Origin of the sequence: Mesorhizobium sp. M0189 (assembly GCF_040322135.1) — a bacterium.
In the GTDB taxonomy this organism is placed as follows: domain Bacteria; phylum Pseudomonadota; class Alphaproteobacteria; order Rhizobiales; family Rhizobiaceae; genus Mesorhizobium.
Genome location: NZ_JAMYSW010000003.1, coordinates 312896 through 339382 on the forward strand (window position 1 = coordinate 312896; position 26487 = coordinate 339382).

Sequence of the window (26487 nt, forward strand, 5' to 3'; positions counted from 1 at the left end):
GAGTGGTTGGAGCCACTTTGTTTGACGCCTCCCTGTTAAACTCCTGAGAGCCGCCTTATCCGCGGCTCTTTTTTTGTTCGCCGGCATGGAGCCCCTTGGGCCAAATGCGGCCGTTAACCGTTTGTTAAACATGTGCTTGCCTTCGCCGGCAGCGAAGCGCATTTTCAAGCTTCAGTCGTTTAGGCTGCCGGATATGGCGGCCAAGAGCCGAATCGGCCGGCTGTCAGGCAAGTGCAGGGGCGCAGCGATGAACGAGCCTTCGAAGGCGAGCGCGAACACCATCAAGCTGGCGGAGCGCCGGGTTTTCTCCCAATCCTTCAAGCCGCTCTATCAGGAAGGCATGGGCTTGGTCGAGCAGGCGGCCGAATATCTCGACGGCAAGGGCCGCGCCGAGGCCAAGAAGCTGTCGAGGCTGGCGGCGACGCTTTATGCGGCCGAGTCGATGCGGCTGACCACCAGGCTGATGCAGGTCGCCTCGTGGCTGCTTTTGCAGCGGGCGGCGAATTCCGGCGAGATGACCCGCGATCAGGTGGCTTCCGAAAAATCCAAGGTGCGTCTCGACACCGCCTCCGCGCATGACGAGGCGCCCGGCTGGGCCGAGCTGCCGACGGATTTCGTCGACCTCGTCAACCGCTCGCTGCGCCTGCAGGCGCTGGTGCGCCGCATGGACGAGGAGATCTATGGCGGCCTCGCCGAGGTGCCTCAGTCGAGCCGTCGCCTCAATCCGGTCTCCGACCAGATCACGTTGCTCAACACGGCTTTCGCCCGCGGCTGAGAGACCGTTTGGAAACTCTACTCCAGCGGCCATCTGGCGGCGTTTTCTCCGCTTACCTGCAGCGCCGCGTCCTTTTGGACGCGCAAAGGACGCTGCAGCACTTTGATTGCGCATGATCCCCTCGGGATCACGCGTGGGCACGGACCAAATGTCCGCTGCGCTCCGGTTCTCGAAACCACCACCATATGACTCGCCGGAGCGACTTTCGAAACGATCTCAGAGGCTTTGTGGACATCACGAGCCCCGTTTCTGGTTTGTTCACATTTCGCTGGCATCGCTGCCCGCCGAAGGTAGACTTGGCGGATGGGGGAAGCGATTCGCATCATCGGCATCGATCCGGGGCTTAGGCGCACCGGCTGGGGCATCGTCGAAAGCCTTGGCAATTCGCTGCGCTTCGTCGCTTCCGGCACAGTACGGTCCGACGACAAGGCGGCGCTGGCGGTGCGTCTTTGCCAATTGCATGACGGGCTTGCCGAGATCCTGCATGCCACGATGCCGCACGAGGCGGCGGTCGAGCAGACCTTCGTCAACAAGGATGCCGCGGCGACGCTGAAACTCGGCCAGGCACGCGGCATCGCCATGCTGGTGCCGGCGCGCGCCGGCCTTGCCGTTGCCGAATATGCGCCCAACGCCGTCAAGAAGGCCGTGATCGGTGTCGGCCATGGCGACAAGAAGCAGATCCATATGATGGTCAAGGTGCTGATGCCGAAGGCGACTTTCGACACCGACGACGCCGCCGATGCGCTGGCCATCGCCATCTGTCACGCGCATCACAGGCAGAGCATCGCCTACAGGATGGCGATGCTGGCCGAATAAGTTTGTTCTTGACTTGTTCTCCAGTGAACAATAAGTAATACCAACGAGGTATTACCATGCGCGTTACCACCAAGGGCCAAGTGACCATCCCGAAGGAAATACGGGATCATCTGGGTATCGGCCCGGGCTCGGAGGTGGAGTTCGTCCCCACCGAGGACGGTGCTCGTGTCATTGCGGTCGACGAAAACATGTCGAAGGAGGAAGCCTCGCGCAGATTCAGCCAGATGCTCGGCCGTATGGCTGGTACGCTGGATCTGGGGGGCATGACGGCGGACGAATATGTGGAATGGCTGAGGGGCCCGCGTGAAGACCTCGACATTGATTGACACAAATGTCCTGATCGACGTTTGGGGTCCTGCCGGACAGGAGAGGAAATGGTCGGCGTCGGCGATCACCGCATGCCGGCGCGACGGCGCGCTTGTCATCAACGCAATCGTCTGGTCCGAACTCGCGCCGCTGATTGCAACGGAGCAGGCCCTTCGCCAAGCAGCCGACATGCTCAAGATCGAGCGTGAACTCCTGCCGTGGGAAGCGGCCTTCCTCGCTGGTGTCACGCACTCCCGCTATCGCCGCGCCGGCGGCCTCCGCGAACGAGCGCTGCCGGATTTCTTTATTGGAGCCCATGCGGTTGTCGCTGGGCATCGCCTGCTGACGCGCGATGCCGCGCGCTATCGCAGCTATTTCCCGGACCTCGATATCATCTCTCCGGAAACCCACCCGGCATGATCGGCACGCTCAAATGATCGGCAAGCTGAAAGGCACGTTGGACGAGATCGACGAGGATTTCTGCATCGTCGACGTGCATGGCGTCGGCTATGTCGCCTATTGCTCGGCGCGCACGCTTGCCGCATTGCCGCCGCCCGGCGAGGCGGTGATATTGTTCATCGAGACCTATGTGCGCGAGGATATGCTGCGGCTCTATGGGTTCCAGTCGGTGCTGGAGCGCGAATGGTTCCGGTTGTTGATGAACAATGTGCAGGGCGTCGGCGCCAAGGTGGCGCTGGCAATCCTGTCGACGCTGGCGCCGGCCGACCTCGCCAATGCGATTGCGTTGCGCGATATCGCCATGGTCAGCCGCGCGCCGGGTGTCGGCAAGAAGGTGGCGGAGCGCATCGTCACCGAGTTGAAGAACAAGGCGCCGGCCTATGCGGGCACTGCCTCCGGCACCATCGGCCTGAGGCAGGAGCTCGGCGAGGGCGTTGCTTCGGCGCCGATTACAGACGCCGTCTCGGCGCTGGTCAATCTCGGCTATTCGCGCGACACCGCCGCCAATGCGGTGGCGGCGGCGCTGAAGACGGCAGGCGAGGAAGCGGACGCATCGAAGCTGATCCGCTTCGGGCTGAAGGAGTTGGCACGGTGAGACGTTGCTGGAAAGTGAAATTCCGACTACTATGTGATCGGTAAGAATTTTCTCCAGGAGTAAGAATATGGGCGCATATGCCAGTCTGACCTCCAAGGGACAGCTTACGATCCCAAAGGACGTCCGCGACGCCTTGTCGCTCAAGACAGGCGACACGATCGCCTGGACAGTCATGGATGGTTACCTGATCGGAACGCCGCGCAACCTCGGATTTGCCGACCTCGCCGGGTTCTTGGGAGATCCGCCTGGCGGTCCCGCTACGCTGGAGGAAATCGACGCCGCTGTGCGGGATGCGGTCGGCCGGCATGTTGTCGGGGATAGACCAAATGACGGACAAGAGGGTGCCGCTTGACGTCGATCGGCATCGATACCAACGTTCTGCTTCGCATGGTGCTCAACGATGATCCGGAGCAGCGGGCGAAGGCGCTTGCGTTCGGCCGCGGCCTCAGTCTGGAAATGCCCGGCTTCGTGAGCTTGATCGTGCTGGTCGAATTCAGCTGGTCGTTGGCTTCGCGCTACAGGCAGCCCAAGGAACAGGTGCTGGCCGCGATCCAGAGGCTGCTCAAGATCAAGACGCTGGAGTTCGAAGACTTCGATGCCATCGTCATCGCGCTCGAACGATCGAATTCAGTGCAGGTCGACTTTGCCGACGCGTTGATTGCGGAGCACAATCGAAAATTAGGTTGCACGCACACGGTCACCTTCGATCAGCGCGCTGCCAAGGCCATTCCCGGTATGGAACTGCTCGCATGAGCCTTTCGCCACGCCTCATTGCTCCCGACAAACGCGGCGAGGATGCCGAGCAGACCTTGCGGCCGCAGACGCTCGGCGACTTCGTCGGCCAGGCGGCGGTGCGGGCCAATCTCAAAGTCTTCATCGAGGCCGCCAAGGGCCGCAGCGAAGCGCTCGATCATGTGCTGTTCGTCGGCCCGCCCGGCCTCGGCAAGACGACGCTGGCGCAGATCATGGCGCGCGAGCTCGGCGTCAATTTCCGCTCGACCTCCGGTCCGGTCATCGCCAAGGCCGGCGATCTCGCGGCGCTGCTCACCAACCTCGAAGACCGCGACGTGCTGTTCATCGACGAGATCCACCGGCTCAACCCGGCGGTCGAGGAAATCCTCTATCCGGCGATGGAGGATTTCCAGCTCGACCTGATCATCGGCGAGGGGCCGGCGGCGCGCTCGGTCAAGATCGACCTGGCCCGCTTCACCCTCGTCGCCGCCACCACCCGGCTCGGCCTGTTGACCAACCCGCTGCGCGACCGCTTTGGCATCCCGGTCAGGCTCAATTTCTATTCCGTCGAGGAACTCGAGCAGATCGTGCGGCGCGGCGCCCGCATCCTTGCCATGCCGCTCGGTGACGACGGTGCTTTGGAGATCGCCCGGCGGGCGCGCGGCACGCCGCGCATCGCGGGCCGGCTGTTGCGCCGGGTGCGCGACTTCGCCAGCGTTGCCGGCGACGGCCATGTCGACCGCAGGATCGCCGACGAGGCGCTGACGCGGCTGGAGGTCGACGGGCTCGGCCTCGACGCGCTCGACCGCCGCTATTTGTCGATGATCGCCCGGAATTTCGGCGGCGGGCCAGTCGGCATTGAAACCATCGCCGCTGGGCTTTCCGAGCCGCGCGATGCCATCGAGGACATCATCGAACCCTTTCTGATCCAGCAAGGCTTTATCATGCGCACGCCGCGCGGCCGCGTGCTGGCGGCCAATGCCTGGCGGCATCTCGGCCTCGACGCGCCGAAGGACCTGGCGCAGCAGCAGATCAGCCTGTTCCAGGAAGAGCCGTAAGTTCCGCTGCTTATGGCTTCGGTGCTGGCAGTTCCCGGCCCCGCCCTCCAGGTCTTGATCATCGCCGGTCTATGCGCAAAACAGGTGTTGCTTAAAACAGGGCCCGTCGGGCCAAAAGGACAGCAATGGACGATCACCGTGAATCGGCATTGTCCGCCGGGCTTTCCGGCGCGCTGACGGAATTCGGCCATCGATTGATGGCGCGGGTCTATTATGCAGACACCGATTTTTCCGGCGTCGTCTACCACGCGCGCTATCTCGAGTTCTTCGAGCGCGGCCGTTCCGATTATCTGCGCTTGGCCGGCGTCCACCACACCGAGCTTGCCGAGGGCGAACATGGCGAGAAAATAGTCTGGGTGGTGCGGCGCATGGAAATCGATTTCCGCGGTTCGGCGCGCATGGACGACATCCTGACCATCGATACGCGCACCGACGAGATTTCCGGTGCGCGGATCGTCATGGCGCAACAGTTGAAGCGCGGCAGCGAAGTGCTGGTCGAGGCGCGGGTCGAAGCGGCGATCGTCGGCGACAACGGACGGCCGCGGCGCTTTCCCAAGGAGTGGATCGCAGCCTTCATGCCCAGAACGCGCAAATAAGGGTTCAGAGGCGGACGATCCCGGAGCTCTCGGTTAGGGGGCCAGGACCGCCGGCGGCTCGTCGGGGCGCGGCAATGCGCCGCGCTGTACGTCCTAACCCATCCTTAACCATAACGGTCCATGAAGGGATTGGTTAAGATTGGGAGAATCCAAGCGCCTTCCTTTCACCAATATTTGCCCCGAAAAGGCCGCCAATGGTGCATTTGGGGTTATTCCGCCAGCTTAACGCGAACGGACCACAAGGGATGCCCATGGGCCAGCCGCCAGCCACGCCCGGAAAATCTTTAAGGACGTAACATGGAAAACATCGCTCTCGCCGAACCGGGCGCGCATTTATCGATTTGGGCCTTGTTCATGCAGGCCGGTTGGGTGGTCAAGCTGGTCATGATCGGGCTGCTCTGCGCCTCGATCTGGACCTGGGCGATCATCGTCGACAAGCTCGTCGCCTATGCCCGCATGCGGCTGGCGCTCAATCGCTTCGAACAGGTGTTCTGGTCGGGACAGTCGCTGGAAGAACTTTACCGCACGCTCGCCGACCGCAAGACGACCGGCATGAGCGCGATCTTCGTCGCCGCCATGCGCGAATGGAAGAAGAGCTTCGAGAAGGGCGCGAAATCGCCGCTCGGCCTGCAGACCCGCATCGACAAGGCGATGGATCTGGCGCTGACCCGGGAGATGGAAAAGCTGGAAGGGCGGCTCGGCTTTCTCGCCACCACCGGCTCGGCGGCGCCCTTCATCGGCCTGTTCGGCACGGTTATCGGCATCATGACTTCGTTCCAGGCGATCGCCGCCTCGAAGAACACCAGCCTGTCGGTGGTCGCGCCCGGTATCGCTGAGGCGCTGCTGGCGACGGCCATCGGCCTGCTCGCCGCCATCCCCGCCGTCATCGCCTACAACAAGCTGTCGTCGGACGCGAGCAAGATCGCGGTCCGCATGGAAGGGTTCGCGGATGAGTTCTCCGCCATACTCTCGCGCCAAATCGATGAAAAAGTCGCGCAGAAGGCCTGAGGAACGATCATGGGAATGTCCGTAAGCGCAGGTGGCGGAGGACGCGGCGGGCGCGGCCACAGGCGGCGCGGCCGCCATCACGCCCTGATATCGGAGATCAACGTCACGCCGATGGTCGACGTGATGCTGGTGCTGCTGATCATCTTCATGGTCGCGGCGCCGTTGCTGACGGTCGGCGTTCCGGTCGATCTGCCGGAAACTCAGGCCAAGCCGATTGCGGCCGACACGCAACCGATTACCCTATCAATCAATGCCGCCGGCCAGATTTTCATTCAGGAAACCGAGATCCCGATCGAGGAACTGGTGGCAAAGCTGCAGGCGATTTCGAAGACCGGCTATGACGAGCGCATTTTCGTTCGCGCCGACAAGGCAACCAATTATGGAGCGGCTCTGAAGGTCATGGGCTATGTCCAAGCCGCTGGCTACAAGAACATGAGTCTCCTGTCACTGCAGGAACAGGATCAGTAGACAAGAACATGCGGACCGGCCTCACCACATCGGTGATCTTGCATACGGTGGCGCTGGCCTTCGGCCTGTTCACGTTGTCCTCGCCGCCCGCGATGCCCGCGTCTGATGCGGAATCGGTGTCGGTCGAGATCGTGCCGATGGAAGCGACGGCACAGATCCTGCAAGGCGACAAGAAGGCTGTGATGCACGACAAGCCGGCGCCGGTGCCGACGCAGCGTCCCGACATCGTTCCCGACGCCCAGAAAGTCGGCGATAACAGCGTCGACACCGACAAGCCGCCGACACCTGAGCCCAAGCCCCAGCCAGTCGACATGACGGCGGCCCCGCCACCCGCGCCGACGCCGGTCGAAAAGCCCAAGCCCGAGGACGTGCCGAAGCCGAAGGAAGAGCCGAAGCCAATTCCCGCTACGGAGGTAGCGCCGGTGCCGCAGCCGAAGGAAGAGGTCAAGCCAGAACCGGTCAAGCAGACCGAGCCCAAGCCGACGCCGGCCAAGGAGCCGACGCCCACGCCGCCGCAGGACAAGACCGCCGCGATCGATCCACAGCCCGAGGTCAAGCCGGACGCCGTCGCCGAGGCGATTGCCAAGGAACCGCCAACCGAGGAGGCGCAGCTTCCCGACTCGGCCCCCGCGCCTGAGGCTCGGCCGAAGCCGCAGCCGGTCCAGGCCGAAAGCGCCAAGGCGCCGGAGCGCAAGGATGCCGACAAGCCGGTCAAGGAAGCCTCATCCAAGCCGAAATCGGACGACAAGCAATTCAACGCCGACGAGATTTCGGCTCTGCTCGACAAGCGGAAGCCGGCCGGTGGCGGCGCCAAGCGCTCGACCCAACAGTCTTCGCTCGGCGGCGACAAGGATCAGGGCCAGAAGCTCTCCAAATCGGAGATGGGAACCCTGGAAAATCAGCTTCAAGGATGCTGGACCCTGCCAGTCGGAGTGGAAGGCGCGGAGGATCTCGTCGCCGTGGTCCGCTTCAATCTTGACGCGTCGGGCAAGCTGGATGGCCGGCCTACTGTCGAAAAGTCGAGCGGAAACCGCCCGTTTGACGAAAGTGCCGTTCGCGCGGTTCAGAAATGCGACATGGCTGGCTTGCAGGTTCCCGCAGGCAAGCAGGACATCTGGTCCGACATCCAGGTCACTTTCGATCCGAGGGAGATGCTGGGCCTCTAGGCCGGCGCCCCCATAGAATCCTTGAAGAGAAGCGAGAAGACATGAAATCCATTCTCAAGCCGCTCCTGGCGATCGCAGCGATGGCGCTGGGCATGACCGTTGCTGCCACCCTGCCGGCGCGGGCGCTCGTTGAGCTCAACGTCAACAAGGGCAATGTCGAGCCGTTGCCGATCGCCATCACCGATTTCCAGGGCGGCGATGCGCTCGGCGCCGAGATTTCCGACATCGTCAGTGCCGACCTGAAACGCTCCGGCCTGTTCGCGCCGATCGACAAAAGCGCCTTCATCGAAAAGATCTCGAACCCTGATGCGACGCCGCGCTTCGAAGACTGGAAGGTGATCAATGCGCAGGCGCTGGTTACCGGCAGTGTCGGCAAGGAGGCTGACGGCCGTGTCCGCGCCCAGTACCGGCTGTGGGACACCTTCGCCGGGCAGCAGATGTCGGGCGAACAGTTCTTCGCCAACGACGCCAATACAAGGCGCGTCGCCCACATCATCGCCGACGCCATCTATGAGCGGCTGACCGGCGAGAAGGGCTATTTCGACACGCGCGTCGTCTTCATCGACGAGTCCGGTGCCAAGAATGCGCGCAAGAAGCGGCTTGCGATCATGGACCAGGACGGCGCCAACGTCCGCTATCTCTCGAACGGCAAGTCGATTGTGCTGACGCCGCGCTTCTCGCCCAACCGGCAGGAAATCACCTATATGTCCTACGAGAGCGGTCAGCCGCGGGTGTACCTGCTGCAGATCGAGACGGGGCAGCGCGAGCTGGTCGGCAATTTCCCCGGCATGACGTTTGCGCCGCGCTTTTCGCCGGACGGCCAGAAAGTAATCATGAGCCTTCTGCGCGACGACGGAAATTCCAACATCTTCGCCATGGACCTGAGAAGCCGCTCGACGACCAGGCTTACCAATTCGACCGCCATCGATACCTCACCGTCCTACTCGCCCGACGGCAGCAAGGTGGTGTTCACCTCGGACCGCGGCGGCCGGGCGCAGATCTATGTGATGGGCGCCGACGGCTCGGGCCAGACCCGCATCTCGTTCGGCGACGGCGTCTATTCGACGCCGGTGTGGTCGCCGCGCGGCGATCTCATCGCCTTCACCAAGCAGACCGGCGGCGAATTCCAGATCGGCGTCATGCGCACCGACGGTTCGGGTGAGCGCATCCTGTCCACCGGCTTTCAGCAGGAAGGGCCGACCTGGGCACCCAACGGCCGGGTGCTGATGTTCTTCCGCGATTCCAATGGCGGACCAAAACTTGTGTCGGTCGACCTCACCGGCCGCAATGAACAGTCGATCCCGACAGCGAACTTCGCCTCGGATCCGGCCTGGTCGCCGCTGCTCGAATAGAGGAACTGAGGAATTGACGAACTGACGAGTTGAAGAACTGAAGAATGGAGAAGCCAGGGGCCTACATCGAGCACGCGAGGGATTTGGAAGTCTATAAGCGCGCCTATGCGGTTTCCCTTGGGGTACACAGAGCCACGCTTGCTTTTCCGAAAATGGAGCAATACGCGCTCGCCGATCAACTACGTCGTTCCAGCAAGGCGATCTGCGCCAATTTGGCTGAGGGTTTTGCCAAACAGACCCGCTCCAAGCCCGAATTCGCACGCGTCATTTCGATGGCCATAGGGTCATGCAGTGAAGTGGAGACGTGGATTTCGTATGCGTTCGACCTCGAGTATATCACACAGGTGCAACGCGACGACTGGTTGCAATCCTATGCCCGCATCTACGGAATGCTGGTCAATCTCAGAGAGAAGCTGAGGTGATCTCTTTCCTCAATTCCTCAACTCTTCAATTCTTCAATTCCCTCTTTTTCATGTTTTGGCCGCATTTCCGCCTACGGTCCGCGCTCATTGTCGCCCTTGAGTAGCCCTCGGCAGAACGGTTGTGGACGGCAGCCGAAACCAAATTTTAACCGTGTTTCTTGAGCGCCGGTTAACCCAAACGTGGTTACTGGACGATCAATGAAATCACTCGAATTGCGAAGGAGAGGCGGCATGGGCCGTATCGCAGCACTTACCACAAACCCGGTCATGATCGCGCTGGTCGCGATGCTCGCGATTACCGGTTGCGCCTCGAAGAAGACGCCGAACAGCGCCGCCGATCTCGGCCTCAACGGCGCCGGCGCGGCAACGCCCGGGTCGGCCCAGGACTTCACCGTCAACATCGGCGACCGCATCTTCTTCGACACCGATTCATCCTCGATCCGCGCTGATGCGCAGACGACACTGTCGCGCCAGGCACAGTGGCTGAACCAGTACAAGCAGTATGCCATCGTCATCGAAGGCCATGCCGACGAGCGCGGCACGCGCGAATACAATCTGGCGCTCGGCGCCCGCCGTGCTGCCGCCACCCGCGACTTCCTGGTCGCCAAGGGCGTTTCGGCGCAGCGCCTGAAGACCATTTCCTATGGCAAGGAGCGTCCGGTCGCGGTTTGCGACGACATCTCCTGCTGGTCGCAGAACCGCCGCGCCGTAACCACCCTGGGCGGCGCCGGCTCCTGATCGGCATAAATGCAACACTTGGTGCGAAAGGCGGCCAAAGGGCCGCCTTTTTCATATCTGCCCGCTCCAAACAAAATTTGGCCGAAGTCTCACGTCCTGTTAAGAGCCGAGAGCGTCTGGCTAGTCCCAGTTGGCTGGTCTACTTCGAGTGAGAGGCGCGCAACAACGGTTTCACGGCGAGAGGCACATGCATTTCAGATCGGTCTTGAGCGGCACGCTTGCGCTGCTGCTCGTATCAAGTATCGCGGCACTTGCTGACGGGGCAAGCGGCACCGAGCAGTCATCGGAAAGCGGCTTTTCCTTCCATCTGCCGACGATCAAACTGCCCGGCATTTTCGGTGAAAAGAAAAAGCCGGATCAGGTTCAACTCGCGCAACAGGATGGCACCGGCACTCCGGCGCTGGAGGAACAGCTCCGGCAGATGAACGGCAAGATCGAGGAACTCAACTTCCAGGTCCTGCAGATGCAGGAGCAGATCCGCAAGCAGCAGGAAGACAACGAATTCCGCTTCCAGCAGTTGGAAGGCGGTCCGCAAGGCGCGCAGCAGCCGGCCGAGCAGAAGAAGTCCGAGGCGGCGCCCAACAGCGACAACCCCAACGGCGACAGTAACGTGGCGGAGGCGCCTGCAACGCAGGCTCCGGCCGCTGCCGACACGCCGCCAGCCGGCGACAAGAGCGTCGAGGACGTCATCGTCGAATCGCCCAACGGCGATCCCGGCAAGCTGATCCCCGGCGCGCCGCCCAAGACGTTCGGCACCATCACCGTCGACAAAAACGGCAATGTCGTCGAAGCCGATGGCAATGCGCAGGCGAACGCGCCGGAGCAGAATACGGCCCCAGCCAACGGCGCCAACGCAGCCGGCAACAAGGCCGGCAAATCCGACGATACGGTGGTCGCGGCACTCCCCTCGACCAACGACCCGGAGGAGCTTTACCGCAACTCTTACCAGTTCATCCTGTCGGGCGACTACAGCACCGCCGAACAGGGCTTCCGCGACCATATCGCTCGGTTTCCCCGGGACGCCAAAGCGGCGGACGCGCATTACTGGCTCGGTGAATCGCTGCTCGGCCAGCAGAAATACCGCGATGCGGCCGAGACTTTCCTCGCAGCCAGCAAGGACTATCCCAAGGCCAAGAAAGCGCCAGACATGCTGCTGAAGCTCGGCGTCTCACTGGTCGGGCTGAAGCAGCGCGACGTGGCCTGTGCCACCTTCAGCGAGATCGGCAAGCGCTACCCCGATATTTCCGGCGCGCTCAAGGAGCGGGTCAAGCAGGAAAGGGCACTCGCGGCGTGCTAGTTTTTCTGTTGCACGTCGTTGCCCCAAAACCGGGCCCACTTTTGGGCGACATGCATGACGCTCGACACCGAGCCTGATCTTTCGGATTTTTCGCGGATCGACTTTTCCAACGGCGCTGTTGTGGCCGTGTCCGGCGGCAGCGACTCGACCGCCCTTCTCCTCCTCCTCAAAGCCCATCTCGACCGTACCGCACCGGCAACGAAATTGCTGGCGGTGACGATCGATCACCAATTGCGGCCGCAAGCGGCAGCGGAAGCGCAAGCCGTGGCCAGGCTGTGCGCGGCGCGCGGCATTGCCCATCGCATCGTCGTCTGGTCGGGGCACAAACCAGCGACCGGCCTGCCCGCCGCCGCGCGCGAAGCCCGATACCGGCTGCTCGCCGAGGCCGCCGAAGCGGCAGGCGTCGGGCTGATCCTGACCGGCCACACCGCCGACGACCAGGCCGAGACCGTGCTGATGAGGCAAGCGCGTGACGAGGTGCCAAGTGAGGAGAGGCCGCGGGGCCTTGCCGGCATGGCGCCGGCAACCCTCTACGACTGGCGGTACTGGATCGTGCGGCCGCTGCTCGGCGTGCGGCGTGCGGCGCTGCGCGAATTCCTCCGGCGCGAACAGGTCGCTTGGGTCGAGGACCCGACCAATGCCGACACTGCTTTCGAGCGCCCGCGCGTCCGCGCAGCACTTGTTGAAGGCGACGATGCGCTTCGCATGGCTGAAACGATGGCGCTGGCCAGAAAGGCGGCGGTCGAGCGTGAGCAGTTAGGACAGCGCGCGGCCATGCTGATCCGCGGCTTGGCCTCCAGGCCGGCCGCCGGCCTCGTCCGCCTCGATCAGGATTTTGCGACGGTCGCCGACCGCCGGGCGGCTATTTATGCGCTGCGCATCCTGCTGGCGGCGACCGGCGGTACCGCCTTCCTTCCCGACCAGGCCCGCGGCGAAGCCCTTTTCGGCCGGCTCCGGGCCGGGCCGCTTTGTGCCACATTGTCGCGGAGCGTGGTCGATGCCCGGCGTACCGGCATCTTTCTGCATCGTGAGTTGCGCGATCTGCCGCCCGCTGTTGCGGTTTCCGACAATGCCCTTTGGGACGGCCGCAGACGGATCACATTGAGCGACAGTTCAGGTGCATTGTTGATCGCGCCGCTGTTGGTTGCCCCGCTCGGGGTGGCTCTTGCCGCAAAGCGGGCAATTGCCGGGCATGGCACGCCGGCAAGCCTTGTGCGTGCCGCCTTGGCCGCCGAACCAGCGCTATGGCGGGATGGCGAGTGCCTTGGTCTGCCTGGGCAAGGCCCGGGTTTGCCTGAGGAAAGCCCGATGCCGGCGGCGGTCGCCGCATATCCGGCAGTCGCGCCCTTCGCCCGTTTCCTGCCGTCCTTCGATCTGGCGCCGGCCGATGCCGTCGCCGCGTTGCTTGGCGCGGCGCCGGTTCCAGCCGCGCCATTCGGCGGCCACAGTGCCGGCCTACCACGGGCGAAAGCTTAACCGAGACCTGCTGTTATGCTTGGCAAGGGGAGACGCTCTCCCTATGTTAGGGCCAAGTTTCCTCTCACGACGTGCGTCCGCCCAGCGGGCGCCAACGGGACAATTGATGAATCCAAATTATCGCAACCTCGCGCTCTGGGCGATCATAGCGGTCCTGCTCATCGCTCTCTTCAATCTTTTCCAGACGCCGCAGACGCGTGGAGCCTCGAGCGATGTCCCCTATTCGCAGTTCCTACAGGAGGTCGCGGCGGGACGGATCAAGTCGGTGACCATCGCCGGCGCCCGTATCTCCGGCAACTACACGGACAGCTCCAACGGCTTCCAGACCTATTCGCCTGGGGACCCGTCGCTGGTTTCGCGGTTGCAGGACAAGAACGTCACCATTAATGCGCGTCCTGAATCCGACGGCTCCAATTCGCTGTTCGGCACCCTGATCTCCTGGCTGCCGATGATCCTCATCCTCGGCGTCTGGATATTCTTCATGCGCCAGATGCAGTCCGGTTCCGGCCGCGCCATGGGCTTCGGCAAGTCGAAGGCGAAGCTGTTGACCGAAGCGCATGGCCGCGTCACCTTCCAGGACGTCGCCGGCGTCGACGAAGCCAAGGAAGATCTGGAAGAGATCGTCGAGTTCCTGCGCGACCCGCAGAAATTCCAGCGGCTCGGCGGCAAGATCCCGCGCGGCGTGCTGCTCGTCGGTCCTCCCGGAACCGGCAAGACGCTGCTCGCCCGCTCGGTCGCCGGTGAAGCCAACGTGCCGTTCTTCACCATTTCCGGCTCGGACTTCGTCGAGATGTTCGTCGGCGTCGGCGCAAGCCGCGTCCGCGACATGTTCGACCAGGCCAAGAAGAACGCCCCTTGCATCATCTTCATCGACGAAATCGACGCCGTCGGCCGCCATCGCGGTGCCGGCCTCGGCGGCGGCAATGACGAGCGCGAGCAGACGCTGAACCAGCTGCTGGTCGAGATGGATGGCTTCGAATCCAACGAAAGCATCATCCTGATCGCCGCCACCAACCGGCCCGACGTGCTCGATCCGGCGCTGCTCAGGCCGGGCCGCTTCGATCGCCAGGTGGTGGTGCCGAATCCCGACATCGTCGGCCGCGAGAAGATCCTGAAGGTGCATGTGCGCAACGTGCCGCTGGCGCCCAATGTCGACCTCAAGGTGATCGCACGCGGCACGCCGGGCTTTTCCGGCGCCGACCTGATGAACCTGGTCAACGAGTCCGCCCTGATGGCGGCGCGGCGCAACAAACGCCTCGTCACCATGGCCGAATTCGAGGACGCCAAGGACAAGATCATGATGGGCGCCGAGCGCCGCTCGTCGGCGATGACGCAGGCTGAGAAGGAGCTGACAGCCTATCACGAGGCCGGCCACGCCATCCTGGCGCTCAATGTGCCGTCGGCCGATCCGCTGCACAAGGCGACCATCATCCCGCGCGGCCGGGCACTCGGCATGGTCATGCAGCTGCCGGAAGGCGACCGCTATTCGATGAGCTACAAATACATGATCTCGCGCCTCGCCATCATGATGGGCGGCCGTGTCGCCGAGGAGTTCAAGTTCGGCAAGGAGAACATCACCTCAGGCGCCTCTTCCGATATCGAGCAGGCGACCAAGCTGGCGCGCGCCATGGTGACGCGCTGGGGCTTCTCCGACAAGCTCGGCCATGTCGCCTATGGCGACAACCAGGAGGAGGTGTTCCTCGGCCATTCGGTGGCGCGCACGCAGAATATCTCGGAAGAGACGGCGCAGATCATCGACGCCGAAGTGCGCCGGCTGATCGACGAGGCCTATTCGACGGCAAGGTCCATCCTGACCAAGAAGAAGAAGGAATGGATCGCGCTGGCGCAAGGCCTGCTCGAATACGAGACGCTGTCCGGCGAGGAGATCAAGCAGCTGATCGCCGGCAATAAGCCCGCACGCGACCTCGGCGACGACACACCGCCGAGCCGCGGCTCGGCCGTGCCGAAGTCCGGCCGCCGCAAGAAGGGCCCCGAGCCCGAAGGCGGTATGGAACCCCAGCCGTCAAGCTAGGCTCCGGCCCAGGAGAGATCGACTTCGAAACGCCGCGGCTCTGACCGCGGCGTTTTTCTTTGGGGAATGCGACCCTTCCTGCATCGCTGGAAATTGCCGAAAGTGACGATGACGGCCAATCTCCCCCCTCGCGGGGGAGATGTCCGGCAGGACAGAGAGGGGCGCGAAGGAACGCGGCCTTCTATCGTCCTCGTTGACGACTTCGGGAAGATCGACAAGGCGCGCCGGTGAAGGAAATTCGCAGTTTTTTGCCGACGGCGCCACATTTTGTTCTTGCTTTGTGCCGGCAGCTATGCTACTAATTTGCGTATGGTGCCAATTGGCTCCAACGACCCGCCCGCCGAGGCGGGTTTTTTGTTTCAGGCTCCTTCGACCAAACGTGGCGCGTGCTGCCGACCATCGATGTCGGCGGGACAGCGCCCCTCTCTGTCCTGCCGGGTCCTGCCGGACATCTCCCCCACGAGGGGGGAGATCGCTAGAGCGGCGGCCGACTGCGCGCGGATGCCGCCTCTTCGGAACGCGCGGCAGCATGCAGCAACAAAAAAGCCCGCGAACCTTGCGGCTCGCGGGCTCATGTCGTCGGATGATGGCGCTGGTCAGCTCTTCAGCTTGGCGTTGCAGAGGCTGTAGAAGCCGCCGCCCTTCTGGATCCACCTGAGGCCGCCCAGCGTGTTGGCGTCCTTGTTGGCGTAATACAGGTCGAGGCAGGTGTGCATGCGGCCCTTGGCCGGGGTCTCGGTAGCGTATTTCTTGGAGATCGCCGTCGGGAATTTCACGCCCTGGGGGGCGGTGATGGTCGGCGCTTGCGGATCGCCGGTGTACTTCGCATCGGGAGCCGGCAGGGTGTCGTCGTCGTCGGCTGCGCCGGCGCCGCATTGGCTCTTGCGGAAGTCGTTCCACTTCATGCCGTTCAAAGTATTGCCGGACTTGGCGGCCTGATATTTGGCGCTGCAATCAGCCATGCTGAGGCCTTTGCCGGTATCGGTCGCGGCAGCTGTCGTCGCCTTGGCAGGTGCCGCGGCAGGTTGTGCCGCTGCAGTTGCGCCGGCGGCGCATTCACTCTTGCGGAAATCGTTCCATTTCATGCCGTTGAGCGTGCCGGCAGCCTTGGCGGCCTGGTATTTGGTGCTGCATTCCTTGGCCGTCAGGCCCGGCGCAGCGTCGTCGGCGGTGGCTGCCGCAGCCTTGGTCGTGGCGGCGGGTTGTGCGGCTGCCGTCGCGTCGGCGGCGCACTGGGTCTTGCGGAAATCGTTCCACTTCATGCCGTTCAGCGTGCCGGCGGCTTTTGCCGCTTGGTACTTGGTGCTGCACTCCTTCGCCGTCAGCCCAGGCGCCGCATCGTCGCCGGCGGCTGCCTTGGTGGTGTCGGCGGCCTTGGCCGTGGCTTTGGCTGGGGCGGGATCGGTCGTAGCGGCGGTGGCATCGGTGCCGCATTGGGCCTTGCGGAACTGGTTCCAGTTCTGCCCGCCAAGCGTTCCCGCATCCTTGGCCGCGTTATACTTGGTGCTGCACTCGGCCATGGTCAGCGCATTGGCAGGCGCCGCCAGGAATAAGGTCGCGACGGCAAGGCCCGTCAAAGTGGCAAGTCGATGGATGAGCATGCGTTTTCTCCCTATGGCGGTTCATGATATGTCCCAGTGCAGCAATAGCGCTCAACGGCTGGTTGCGCCAGATGCTAAGTAGCGTAGAGACAATTTAGAAGTGCATTCTTTTCTTTAAGGTGATGAATTCGTTGCCGGGACTGTTTCCCAGCCAAGTTCGTCCGGGTGCATTGCACGGAGAGCGCGCATATGGCTCGTTCCCAGCGAGTACACTGCGTCGCATGACAGCCAGTCAAATCGGCGGGTGCGACGGACCTGAGCCTATCTCTGTCTGAAGCAGCGCGATGCGGATTCGGGTTCAAGGCCACACTGTCACAAACCAAAGGATCCAGATGAGGTTTGAGGTTGACGTTTCTGATGCTGCTGCCGCAACAAGGGCTCGAAACTTGAAAATCAACACATTAGCGTGACGCAAAACACACAAGACAACAATTTTCTAAGGATTGGTCGTCCATAATCATACAATGTGATGACAGAGCTCGGCCGATTTTATGGCATGAGATGCTCGGAAAGAACCATCGGGAAGCTGGCTAGCATGGCAGGACATTATTTCGGTACGGACGGTATTCGTGGGCGCGCCAACAAGTTTCCAATGACGGCGGAGGTCGCCATGAGGGTCGGCATGGCCGCCGGCCTCTCGTTCCAGCGCGGCAGCCACCGCCACCGCGTCGTGCTCGGCAAGGATACCAGGCTTTCCGGCTACATGATCGAGAACGCGATGGTGTCGGGCCTGTGCGCCGCCGGCATGGATGTCTTCCTGCTCGGCCCGATCCCGACGCCAGCGGTTGCAATGCTGGTGCGCTCGCTGCGCGCTGATATAGGGGTGATGATCTCTGCCTCGCACAACCCCTATTACGACAATGGCATCAAGCTGTTCGGCCCCGATGGCTACAAGCTGTCCGATGAGATCGAGGAGCGTATCGAGGGGATGCTCGACAAGGATATCGAACTGGCGCTTGCCGATTCTGATGGGCTCGGCCGCGCCAAACGCGTCGACGGCGTGCATGACCGCTATATTGAATTCGCCAAGCGCACGCTGCCGCGCTCGATGTCGCTGTCGGGCCTGCGCATCGTCGTCGATTGCGCCAATGGCGCCGCCTACAAGGTGGCGCCCGACGCGCTATGGGAACTCGGCGCCGAGGTCGTTGCCATCAATGTCGAGCCCAACGGCTTCAACATCAACAAGGAATGCGGCTCGACCCATCCGGCCGGCCTGCAAAAGAAGGTGCACGAGGTGCGCGCCGATATCGGCATAGCGCTCGACGGCGATGCCGACCGCGTCGTCATTGTCGACGAGAACGGCGCGATCGTCGATGGCGACCAGATCATGGCGCTGATCGCCGAATCCTGGCACCAGAGCGGGCGGCTGGCCGGCGGCGGGGTCGTCTCGACGGTGATGTCCAATCTCGGCCTCGAACGCTTCCTCGGCGACATGAACCTGCAGTTGCATCGCACCAAGGTCGGCGACCGCTATGTCGTCGAGCACATGCGTGCCCATGGGCTCAATGTCGGCGGCGAACAGTCGGGCCACATCGTGCTGTCCGATTTCTCGACCACCGGCGACGGCCTCGTCTCGGCGCTCCAGGTGCTCGCCTGCATCAAGCGGCAGAACCGGCCGGTCAGCGAATTGTCGAAGAAGTTCGAGCCGGTGCCGCAGCTGTTGAAGAACGTGCATATTTCCGGCGGCAAGCCGCTGGAGGAGGCGCCGGTCAAGGCAGCGATCGAAGATGCGCGCCATCGCCTCGGCAAGGCCGGGCGCTTGGTCATCCGGCCATCCGGCACGGAGCCGCTCATCCGTGTCATGGCGGAGGGCGACGACCCGCAGCTTGTCGAGTCCGTGGTCAACGACATCGTCGAGGTCATTTCGGAAACGCGCAGCGCCGCCTGATCCCCCTCCAATATCAGTTCAAAAAGCCCGCCTTGCCGGCGGGCTTTTTGTTGGATCGCCTGTCAGTCCTGCAACAGCAACGGCCGCCAGAATCCTCGGATTTTAGAGATTCGTGGTTAATCGATACGGTTAAACGCCTTTTAACCTTTCCGATTCATTATCCACAACTGAGGTCAATCATATTTCGGGCGCGTTCGCCGTTCGAGGGTTCTCAGGGGTGATAAGCATGTTCAACACAGCAAGAATGGCTCTCCTGGCCGCGCTGTTTGCCGGCGTCGGGCCGGCATTCGCCGCCGATTTCGTCGAGCCGCCGGTGGTCGAGGAGGCGCCGCCACCGATCGCCTACGAGCCGCCGGCCGAGTATGGCGGCTGGTATATCCGCGGCGATATCGACTATCACTGGTCGAAGTTTCGTGGCGGCGACTACATCACCTATGGACCGCCTCCCGGAACCGGCACTTTTGACAGCGGCAAGCTGAAGAGTGCCTTCTCGGCCGGTGCCGGCGTCGGCTATCAAATCGACCGGCACTTCCGCACCGACTTGACCGCGGACTGGATGAGCAAATCCACCTTCCGCGGCTCGACCAGCGGCATCTGCCTCGATGGAGATCCCTGTACTTCCGTCGATACCTCGTCCTATACGGCGCTGCTGCTGCTCGCCAACGCCTATGTCGATATCGGCACATGGCACGGTATCACGCCCTATGTCGGTGCCGGCATCGGCGGTGCCTGGGTTAAGTGGGATACACTCCACAACAGCGATGAAGACGGTGAATTCTTCCACCGCGGCGGCAAGGGCTGGCGTTTTGCCTATGCTGCCATGGTTGGCGCATCCTACTGTTTGACCGATCGCGTCAAGCTCGACGTCGGCTACCGCTACAGCCATATAAACGGTGGGAAGATGTTCGACTTCGGCAGCGGCGTCGGCCCCGGCTATGACGACGGCATCAATGTTCATGAGGTGCGCGGCGGCCTGCGCTATCAGTTCGGCAGATCGGACTGCGTTGAACCGGAACCTTATGTTCCGGAACCCGAGCCCGTCTACACCAAGTAGTCACTTCGAAATCGAGGAATTTTTCGACCGCCCGGCTTCTGCCGGGCGGTTTCGTTTGGCTGCCTAAAGATGCTGCGTTGCTCTGTAATACCGTCCAGCTCGAGGAGCGAAAACGGATCAAATCAATTGCTAACGCCTTGTTATCCTTAACCCGCACTTAACCACTATGGTTAACAATGCTCTCTGAAACGGCGCGCGCGATCGCGAATGCGCCAAGTCGGGAGCCGGGGACCATGACATTCAAATCGCCTGTAGTGCTGGCGCTTGCAGCAGTCGTCCTGATGCCGCTCACGCCGGCGCTTGGCGCCGATTACGATCCGCCGGTCTATGTCGACCAGGCGCCCGACTATGTACCGGTCGAGGTTGGCTCGGGATGGTATCTGCGCGGCGATGTCTCCTATCTGGTGCAGAAGAGCTTCAAGGATGAGGATTTCGCCTTCACGCCCGCGAGCTTCGACGAAAAGGAAGATCCCATCTTCGCCAGCATAGGCTTCGGCTACCATTTCAACGACTATCTGCGGGCCGATCTCAATGTCGGCTATCTTCCCGGCAACAAGATCGACGTCGGCTATAACGACGGAACGACGGTGGCATCGGCGACCCTGAAGAACTATGCCTTCTCAGGCATACTCAATGGCTATGTCGACCTTGGCACCTATGTCGGAATCACACCTTATCTCGGCGCTGGTATCGGTGTCGTCCAGAGCAAGCGTCGCCTCTCGGCGAGCTACTTCACGGACAACGCCAACCCCGCCGACGATTTCGTCCTGCGTGACAACAAGACCCAATACTCCTTCGCCTACACGCTGAATGCCGGCCTTGCCTACCAAGTGTCCAAGAACGTCTCAGTCGATCTGGGCTATCAGTATTTTTCCGCGCCAGACGCCGAATATGTGACTGCGGAGAGCCTGACTTCTTTTCCGATCCGCAAAGGAATCAACAATCATCAAGTCAAAGTCGGACTACGCTACGACCTCTGGTAGGCTCGATCGAAGCCGAGGCGTTAACAATGGCGGGTCGTAGGCCCGCCGTTCGCATTTTTGCCCCGGGCGCTGGCAATATCCTGACAGCGACAAAAACTTTCCCCTTGACGCCGAAAGCCTGAACGCATATCGCCGTTCGTGGGCCACCCCTCCCCAACGAGGGGCCACTATCTGGAAGGATAGACCACGATGACGACGCATACGAAGCCCGGATTCCGTCCGGCAAATCCCAATTTTTCCTCAGGTCCCTGTGCAAAACGCCCCGGCTGGTCGGTCGAGGCGCTCAAAAATGCCGCGCTCGGGCGCTCGCACCGTGCCAAGATCGGCAAGACCAAGCTCGAACAAGCGATCGATCTGACGCGGGAAATCCTCCAGGTTCCGGCAGACTATCGCATCGGCATCGTGCCGGCCTCGGACACCGGCGCGGTCGAAATGGCGCTGTGGTCGCTGCTCGGCGAACGCGGCGTCGACATGGTCGCCTGGGAGAGCTTCGGCTCCGGCTGGGTCACCGATGTGGTCAAGCAGCTGAGGCTTGCCGATGTGCGCAGGTTAGAGGCCGACTACGGGGCACTGCCCGACCTGACCAAAATAGACTTCGACCGCGACGTGGTCTTCACCTGGAACGGCACGACGTCGGGCGTGCGCCTGCCGAACGGCGATTTCATCCCGGCCACCCGCAAGGGCCTGACCATTTGCGACGCCACTTCGGCGGCCTTTGCGCAAAAGCTCGATTTTCAGAAACTCGACGTCGTCACCTTCTCCTGGCAGAAGGTGCTGGGCGGTGAGGGCGCGCATGGCATGCTGATCCTCAGCCCGCGCGCCGTCGAACGCCTGGAAAGCTACAAGCCGGCCTGGCCACTGCCGAAGATCTTCCGCCTCACTTCCGGCGGTAAGCTGATCGAGGGCATCTTCAAGGGCGAGACTATCAACACGCCGTCGATGCTGTGCGTCGAGGACTATCTCGATGCGCTGCATTGGGCGAAGTCGATCGGCGGCCTCGATGCGCTGATCGCCCGTGCCGACGCCAATGCCGCCGTGCTCGATGGCTTTGTCCGGAAATCTTCCTGGCTCGGCCATCTTGCAGCCGACCCGGCGACGCGCTCGAACACATCGGTATGCCTTTCCTTCACCGATCCGGATGTCGCGGCACTCGACGCCGACGGACAGGCCGCGTTCGCCAAGGCAATTGTCTCGGTGCTCGACAAGGAAGGCGTCGCCTATGACATCGGCGCCTATCGCGACGCACCGCCCGGCCTGCGCATCTGGTGCGGCGCGACGGTCGAGGCCTCCGACCTCGAGGCGCTGCTGCCTTGGCTGGACTGGGCCTTTGCCGCGCAAAAGGCGTCGCTCAAAGCGGCGGCCTGATCCCTCCCCCTCGAGGGGAGGGTGGCCCGAAGGGCCGGGTGGGGTCGCCTCCACCCGCTCAACGACACGAGCTCAACGATCCACCATCCAGAAAGATTCGGCCGCATCCGGCCGCACCGACCCCACCCCGGCGCTTCGCGCCGACCCTCCCCTCAAGGAGGGACGCCAATCGCAAAGGACCAAGCCAATGCCTCGCGTTCTCGTCTCGGATAAACTTTCCACCACCGCCGTGCAGATCTTCAGGGATCGCGGCATCGACGTCGACTATTTGCCGGATCTCGGCAAGGATAAGGAAAAATTGCTCGAGGTGATCGACCAGTATGATGGGCTGGCCATCCGCTCGGCGACAAAGGTCACGGAGAAGCTGATCAACGCCGCGACCAGGCTGAAGGTCGTGGGCCGCGCCGGCATCGGCGTCGACAATGTCGACATCCCGGCGGCGAGCCGCAAGGGCATCATCGTGATGAACACGCCCTTCGGCAATTCGATCACCACTGCCGAGCATGCGATCGCCATGATCTTCGCGCTGGCCCGCCAGATACCGGAGGCCAACGCCTCGACCCATGCCGGCAAATGGGAAAAGAACCGCTTCATGGGTGTCGAGATCACCGGCAAGACGCTGGGCATCATCGGCTGCGGCAATATTGGCTCGATCGTCGCTACGCGCGGCGTCGGCCTGAAGATGCATGTCATCGCCTTCGATCCGTTCCTGTCGGACAGCCGCGCCGAGGAGCTCGGCGTCGAAAAGGTCGAGCTCGACGAGCTGTTCGCCCGCGCCGACTTCATCACGCTGCACACACCGCTCACCGACAAGACGCGCAACATCATCGATGCCGCGGCGATCGCCAAAATGAAGACCGGTGTGCGCATCATCAATTGCGCGCGTGGCGGGCTGGTCGTCGAGGCCGACCTGATCGCGGCACTGAAAAGCGGCAAGGTGGCAGGCGCCGGCATCGACGTGTTCGAGGTCGAACCGGCGGAGTATAATGAACTGTTCGGCATGGAGAATGTCGTGGCGACGCCGCATCTCGGCGCGTCGACCACCGAAGCGCAGGAGAATGTCGCCCTTCATGTCGCCGAGCAGATGTCCGACTATCTGATCAAGGGCGCCGTTTCCAACGCCATCAACATGCCGTCGATCACCGCCGAAGAGGCGCCGCGGCTGAAACCTTTCGTCAAGCTTGCCGAAGTGCTCGGCGCCTTTGTCGGCCAGGTCACCGAGGATCCAATCAAGGAGGTCGAGATACTGTTCGACGGCTCGACCGCGACGATGAACACGCGCGCGCTGATCAGCGCCACCCTTGCCGGGCTGATCCGGCCGCAGGTCTCCGACGTCAACATGGTGTCGGCGCCGATCATGGTGAAGGAGCGCGGCATCATCGTCGCCGAGGTCAAGCGCGACAAATCCGGCGTGTTCGACGGCTATATCAAGCTCACGGTCAAGACCGAGCATAGGACACGCTCGATCGCCGGCACCTGCTTCTCGGATGGCAAACCGCGCTTCATCCAGATCAAGGGCATCAATCTCGACGCCGAGGTCGGCCAGCACATGCTCTACACGACGAATGCCGATGCGCCTGGGATCATCGGCCTGCTCGGCACGGTCTGCGGCGAGAACGGCGTCAACATCGCCAATTTCCAGCTCGGCCGCAACCGGCCGGGCGGCGATGCCATCGCATTGCTCTATCTCGATGCGCCGTTCCCGGAAAAGGTGTTGGCGCAGGTGCGCTCGCACAAGTCGATCGACTCCGCCAAGCGGCTGCACTTCGACGTCGGCGTGGCCTGAAATTCGGTCACCCCGTGTGCAGCAGCACGCGGGGCGCTTCCACGGTCGTTGATGGACCGCAGTCAAACGTCGCGGCAAGCGACTTCATTCAGCGGCGGATATCGCCGTCTTCCGTCCGCTGTATTCGGCGAGGCTGATGCCGCTGAGCACCAGCGCGAGTGCCAGCGCCTGATAGAGCTGGAATGTCTCGCCGACGATCAGCACCGACAGCAGCGTACCGAAGATCGGCACCAGATTGATGAACAGGCCGGCCCTGTTGGCGCCGATCAGTTCGTTGCCCCTGATATAGAAGATCTGCGAAATGACCGAGGCACCGATGGCGGTATAGAACGCGACCGCCCAGCCGCGGGCATCGGGGACGATGACCTTGCCGGCGGCAATCTCCCACAGGAAGAAAGGCAGCGATGTGATGAGTGCGGCAACCGACAGCGCCAGCATCAGGCTCTGCCAGCGGATGGCCGGCTTCAGCCGCAACCCGACCGAATAGAAGGAGTAGCAAAGCACGGCGATCAGCATGATGGCGTCGCCGAAGTTGAGATCCAGCCTGAGAAGCTGGCGTGGATCGCCATGGCTCGCCGTCACCGCGACGCCGGCGATGGTCAGCACGACGCCGATGATCTGCACGCCGTTGACGCGCAGGCGAAAGAACACGAAATTGGCGATGATGATGACGATCGGGATCGCCGCCTGCTCGATCGAGACGTTGATTGCCGTGGTGTAGTTAAGCGCCGTGTAGAAGATCGTGTTGAAGAAGGCGAAGCCGCAAGCGCCGAGCCCGCCAAGCAGCAACCAGTGCCTGCGCACCACCGACCAGTCTTGGCGCAGCGTTGCCCAGCCGATCGGCAGCAAGATCAGAACCGCCAGCAGCCAACGCAGGAAGACAAGTGTCATCGGCGAGATATGACCGACCGCCAGCTTCCCCGCCACGGAGTTGCCGCCCCACAGCAAGGTGGTGAACAGCAGGAACAGATAGGCGGCTCGATGCATCGTGAAGTCCCGGCCAGGCGGAGAGAAATGCGCGGTCGATGCGGGCCTATTGCGGCAGCTCGCGCAAGTAAATGATGTCAAAGGCGAAAATTGTTGTGCCTCGGAGCGTTTTGGGCGGCAAAGAATGGTCGCGCTCGCCCGGTCTTGACGCTATAGAGGCCTGTCGTTTCGAACCGTTTCAAGCTGCCTGGCGCGGCATCTCAAGGGAAAAGAAGCATGGCCAATGTGGTGGTCGTCGGCTCGCAATGGGGCGATGAGGGCAAAGGCAAGATCGTCGACTGGTTGTCCGAGCGCGCCGACGTTGTCGTGCGCTTCCAGGGCGGCCACAATGCCGGCCATACGCTGGTCGTCGATGGCAAGGTCTACAAGCTGTCGCTGCTGCCGTCCGGCGTGGTGCGGCAAGGCAAGCTGTCGATCATCGGCAATGGCGTCGTCTTCGATCCGCACGCTTTCGTCGCGGAGGTGGCGAAATTGAAGGCACAGGGCGTCGAGGTGACGCCGGACCGCCTGAAAATAGCCGAAAACACCGCGCTTATCCTGTCGCTGCACCGGGAGCTGGACGGATTTCGCGAGGACGCCGCTTCCAATTCCGGAACGAAGATTGGCACGACCCGTCGCGGCATCGGTCCGGCCTACGAAGACAAGGTGGGCCGACGCGCGGTCAGGGTGATGGATTTGGCGGATTTGGAAACGCTGCCCTTGAAGGTCGACAGGCTGCTGACGCACCACAATGCGCTGCGCCGTGGGCTCGGCCATGCCGAGGTCACGCATGAGGCGATCATGAGCGAGCTGATCTCGGTCGCCGACGAGATTCTGCCCTATATGGACCGGGTCTGGAAAATCCTCGATGACAAGCGCCGCGCCGGCGAGCGCATCCTGTTCGAAGGCGCGCAAGGCACGCTGCTCGACATCGACCATGGCACCTATCCGTTCGTTACCTCCTCCAATACGGTTGCCGGCCAGGCCGCCGCTGGATCCGGCGTCGGCCCGGGCGCCATCGGCTATGTGCTCGGCATCACCAAGGCCTACACGACGCGCGTTGGCGAAGGCCCGTTTCCAACCGAACAGAAGAACGAGATCGGCGAGTTCCTGGGCACGCGCGGCCATGAATTCGGCGTCGTCACCGGCCGCAAGCGCCGCTGCGGCTGGTTCGATGCCGTGCTGGTCCGCCAGGCTGTCGCCGTCAACGGCATCAAGGGCATTGCGCTGACCAAGCTCGATGTGCTCGATGGGCTGGACGAGATCAAGGTCTGCACCGGCTACCGCCTCGACGGCGAGGCGATCGATTACCTGCCGGCCAGCCAGGGCGCGCAGGCGCGCGTCGAACCGGTCTACGAGACGCTGGAGGGGTGGAAAGGCACCACCGCCGGCGCGCGCAGCTGGAACGACCTGCCGGCCCAGGCGGTGAAGTACGTCCGCTACATCGAAGAGCTGATCGGCGCGCCGGTCGCACTCCTTTCCACCAGCCCTGAACGGGACGACACGATACTTGTGACCGATCCGTTTCAAGACTAGTTTCTCAGCCTT

26 protein-coding genes are annotated in these 26487 nt (G+C 62.6%); 24 read left to right on the forward strand and 2 right to left on the reverse strand.

Annotated features, from left to right (window positions below; genetic code table 11):
• Positions 1-247: 247 nt before the first annotated feature.
• The 18 genes from rcdA (at position 248) to ftsH (ending at position 15296) form a co-directional block, all read left to right on the forward strand.
• On the forward strand, positions 248-775 hold the full coding sequence (gene rcdA / locus NKJ09_RS07265) for a protease adaptor protein RcdA (RefSeq protein ID WP_023719617.1): 528 nt from the start codon (positions 248-250) through the stop codon (positions 773-775).
• Positions 776-1078: 303 nt separating this feature from the next.
• Entirely contained in the window at positions 1079-1591 is a 513-nt protein-coding gene (gene ruvC / locus NKJ09_RS07270) for a crossover junction endodeoxyribonuclease RuvC (RefSeq protein WP_352480921.1), read from the forward strand.
• A gap of 56 nt (positions 1592-1647) precedes the next feature.
• On the forward strand, positions 1648-1917 hold the full coding sequence (locus NKJ09_RS07275) for an AbrB/MazE/SpoVT family DNA-binding domain-containing protein (protein WP_023719615.1): 270 nt from the start codon (positions 1648-1650) through the stop codon (positions 1915-1917).
• On the forward strand, positions 1895-2317 hold the full coding sequence (locus tag NKJ09_RS07280; protein ID WP_352494154.1) for a type II toxin-antitoxin system VapC family toxin: 423 nt from the start codon (positions 1895-1897) through the stop codon (positions 2315-2317). The genes NKJ09_RS07275 and NKJ09_RS07280 overlap by 23 nt, the downstream gene beginning before the upstream one ends.
• Positions 2318-2330: 13 nt before the next feature.
• Positions 2331-2951, forward strand: coding sequence for a Holliday junction branch migration protein RuvA (gene ruvA / locus NKJ09_RS07285; protein ID WP_352494155.1), 621 nt, complete (start codon positions 2331-2333; stop codon positions 2949-2951).
• Between the two features lie 67 nt (positions 2952-3018).
• The gene (locus NKJ09_RS07290; RefSeq protein ID WP_352494156.1) at positions 3019-3303 is read left to right on the forward strand and encodes an AbrB/MazE/SpoVT family DNA-binding domain-containing protein; all 285 of its coding nucleotides are present in this window, start codon (positions 3019-3021) and stop codon (positions 3301-3303) included.
• Complete coding sequence (locus NKJ09_RS07295) at positions 3300-3704, forward strand: type II toxin-antitoxin system VapC family toxin (protein WP_352494157.1); 405 nt, start codon at positions 3300-3302, stop codon at positions 3702-3704. The genes NKJ09_RS07290 and NKJ09_RS07295 overlap by 4 nt, the downstream gene beginning before the upstream one ends.
• The gene (gene ruvB, locus NKJ09_RS07300) at positions 3701-4741 is read left to right on the forward strand and encodes a Holliday junction branch migration DNA helicase RuvB (protein ID WP_352494158.1); all 1041 of its coding nucleotides are present in this window, start codon (positions 3701-3703) and stop codon (positions 4739-4741) included. Before NKJ09_RS07295 ends, ruvB begins: the two co-directional genes overlap by 4 nt.
• Positions 4742-4866: 125 nt before the next feature.
• On the forward strand, positions 4867-5337 hold the full coding sequence (gene ybgC, locus NKJ09_RS07305) for a tol-pal system-associated acyl-CoA thioesterase (protein WP_352494159.1): 471 nt from the start codon (positions 4867-4869) through the stop codon (positions 5335-5337).
• 297 nt (positions 5338-5634) lie between these two features.
• Positions 5635-6345 (forward strand): protein TolQ, encoded by a 711-nt coding sequence (gene tolQ / locus NKJ09_RS07310; RefSeq protein ID WP_254816465.1) that lies wholly within the window; start codon positions 5635-5637, stop codon positions 6343-6345.
• A gap of 9 nt (positions 6346-6354) precedes the next feature.
• Positions 6355-6813, forward strand: a complete 459-nt coding sequence (locus NKJ09_RS07315) for an ExbD/TolR family protein (RefSeq protein WP_352494160.1) — start codon at positions 6355-6357, stop codon at positions 6811-6813.
• An 8-nt stretch (positions 6814-6821) separates the two neighbouring features.
• On the forward strand, positions 6822-7979 hold the full coding sequence (gene tolA / locus NKJ09_RS07320) for a cell envelope integrity protein TolA (protein WP_352494161.1): 1158 nt from the start codon (positions 6822-6824) through the stop codon (positions 7977-7979).
• An 80-nt stretch (positions 7980-8059) separates the two neighbouring features.
• On the forward strand, positions 8060-9331 hold the full coding sequence (gene tolB / locus NKJ09_RS07325) for a Tol-Pal system beta propeller repeat protein TolB (RefSeq protein ID WP_502897679.1): 1272 nt from the start codon (positions 8060-8062) through the stop codon (positions 9329-9331).
• 44 nt (positions 9332-9375) lie between these two features.
• Complete coding sequence (locus NKJ09_RS07330) at positions 9376-9753, forward strand: four helix bundle protein (protein ID WP_352762541.1); 378 nt, start codon at positions 9376-9378, stop codon at positions 9751-9753.
• A gap of 231 nt (positions 9754-9984) precedes the next feature.
• Positions 9985-10491: a peptidoglycan-associated lipoprotein Pal gene (gene pal, locus NKJ09_RS07335; RefSeq protein ID WP_023677992.1), complete on the forward strand. Its 507-nt coding sequence runs from the start codon at positions 9985-9987 to the stop codon at positions 10489-10491.
• A 187-nt stretch (positions 10492-10678) separates the two neighbouring features.
• The gene (gene ybgF, locus NKJ09_RS07340) at positions 10679-11788 is read left to right on the forward strand and encodes a tol-pal system protein YbgF (RefSeq protein WP_023719604.1); all 1110 of its coding nucleotides are present in this window, start codon (positions 10679-10681) and stop codon (positions 11786-11788) included.
• A 54-nt stretch (positions 11789-11842) separates the two neighbouring features.
• On the forward strand, positions 11843-13264 hold the full coding sequence (gene tilS / locus NKJ09_RS07345) for a tRNA lysidine(34) synthetase TilS (protein WP_352494162.1): 1422 nt from the start codon (positions 11843-11845) through the stop codon (positions 13262-13264).
• 106 nt (positions 13265-13370) lie between these two features.
• Positions 13371-15296 carry an ATP-dependent zinc metalloprotease FtsH gene (gene ftsH, locus NKJ09_RS07350; RefSeq protein ID WP_023677989.1) on the forward strand — a complete coding sequence of 642 codons (1926 nt, stop codon included), beginning with the start codon at positions 13371-13373 and terminating at the stop codon, positions 15294-15296.
• Positions 15297-15892: 596 nt separating this feature from the next.
• Here the strand turns inward: ftsH and NKJ09_RS07355 are convergent.
• Complete coding sequence (locus tag NKJ09_RS07355) at positions 15893-16558, reverse strand: hypothetical protein (RefSeq protein WP_502896311.1); 666 nt, start codon at positions 16556-16558, stop codon at positions 15893-15895.
• An 874-nt stretch (positions 16559-17432) separates the two neighbouring features.
• Here NKJ09_RS07355 and glmM point away from each other — a divergent pair.
• The 5 genes from glmM to serA all read left to right on the forward strand — a co-directional run bounded on the left by glmM (position 17433) and on the right by serA (position 23973).
• Positions 17433-18785: a phosphoglucosamine mutase gene (gene glmM, locus NKJ09_RS07360; RefSeq protein ID WP_352494163.1), complete on the forward strand. Its 1353-nt coding sequence runs from the start codon at positions 17433-17435 to the stop codon at positions 18783-18785.
• Positions 18786-19011: 226 nt separating this feature from the next.
• A complete protein-coding gene (locus NKJ09_RS07365) occupies positions 19012-19839 on the forward strand; it encodes an outer membrane protein (protein WP_352494164.1) in 828 nt (275 codons plus the stop codon).
• 233 nt (positions 19840-20072) lie between these two features.
• Positions 20073-20822: an outer membrane beta-barrel protein gene (locus tag NKJ09_RS07370; protein WP_352494165.1), complete on the forward strand. Its 750-nt coding sequence runs from the start codon at positions 20073-20075 to the stop codon at positions 20820-20822.
• Between the two features lie 189 nt (positions 20823-21011).
• Entirely contained in the window at positions 21012-22187 is a 1176-nt protein-coding gene (locus NKJ09_RS07375) for a phosphoserine transaminase (protein WP_352494166.1), read from the forward strand.
• A gap of 187 nt (positions 22188-22374) precedes the next feature.
• A complete protein-coding gene (gene serA / locus NKJ09_RS07380; RefSeq protein ID WP_352480909.1) occupies positions 22375-23973 on the forward strand; it encodes a phosphoglycerate dehydrogenase in 1599 nt (532 codons plus the stop codon).
• Positions 23974-24057: 84 nt separating this feature from the next.
• On the opposite strand, the gene NKJ09_RS07385 is transcribed toward serA, so the two are convergent.
• Entirely contained in the window at positions 24058-24960 is a 903-nt protein-coding gene (locus NKJ09_RS07385) for a DMT family transporter (protein WP_352480908.1), read from the reverse strand.
• A 216-nt stretch (positions 24961-25176) separates the two neighbouring features.
• On the opposite strand from NKJ09_RS07385, the gene NKJ09_RS07390 reads away from it, so the two are divergent.
• Complete coding sequence (locus NKJ09_RS07390; RefSeq protein WP_023680654.1) at positions 25177-26475, forward strand: adenylosuccinate synthase; 1299 nt, start codon at positions 25177-25179, stop codon at positions 26473-26475.
• Positions 26476-26487: the final 12 nt, after the last annotated feature.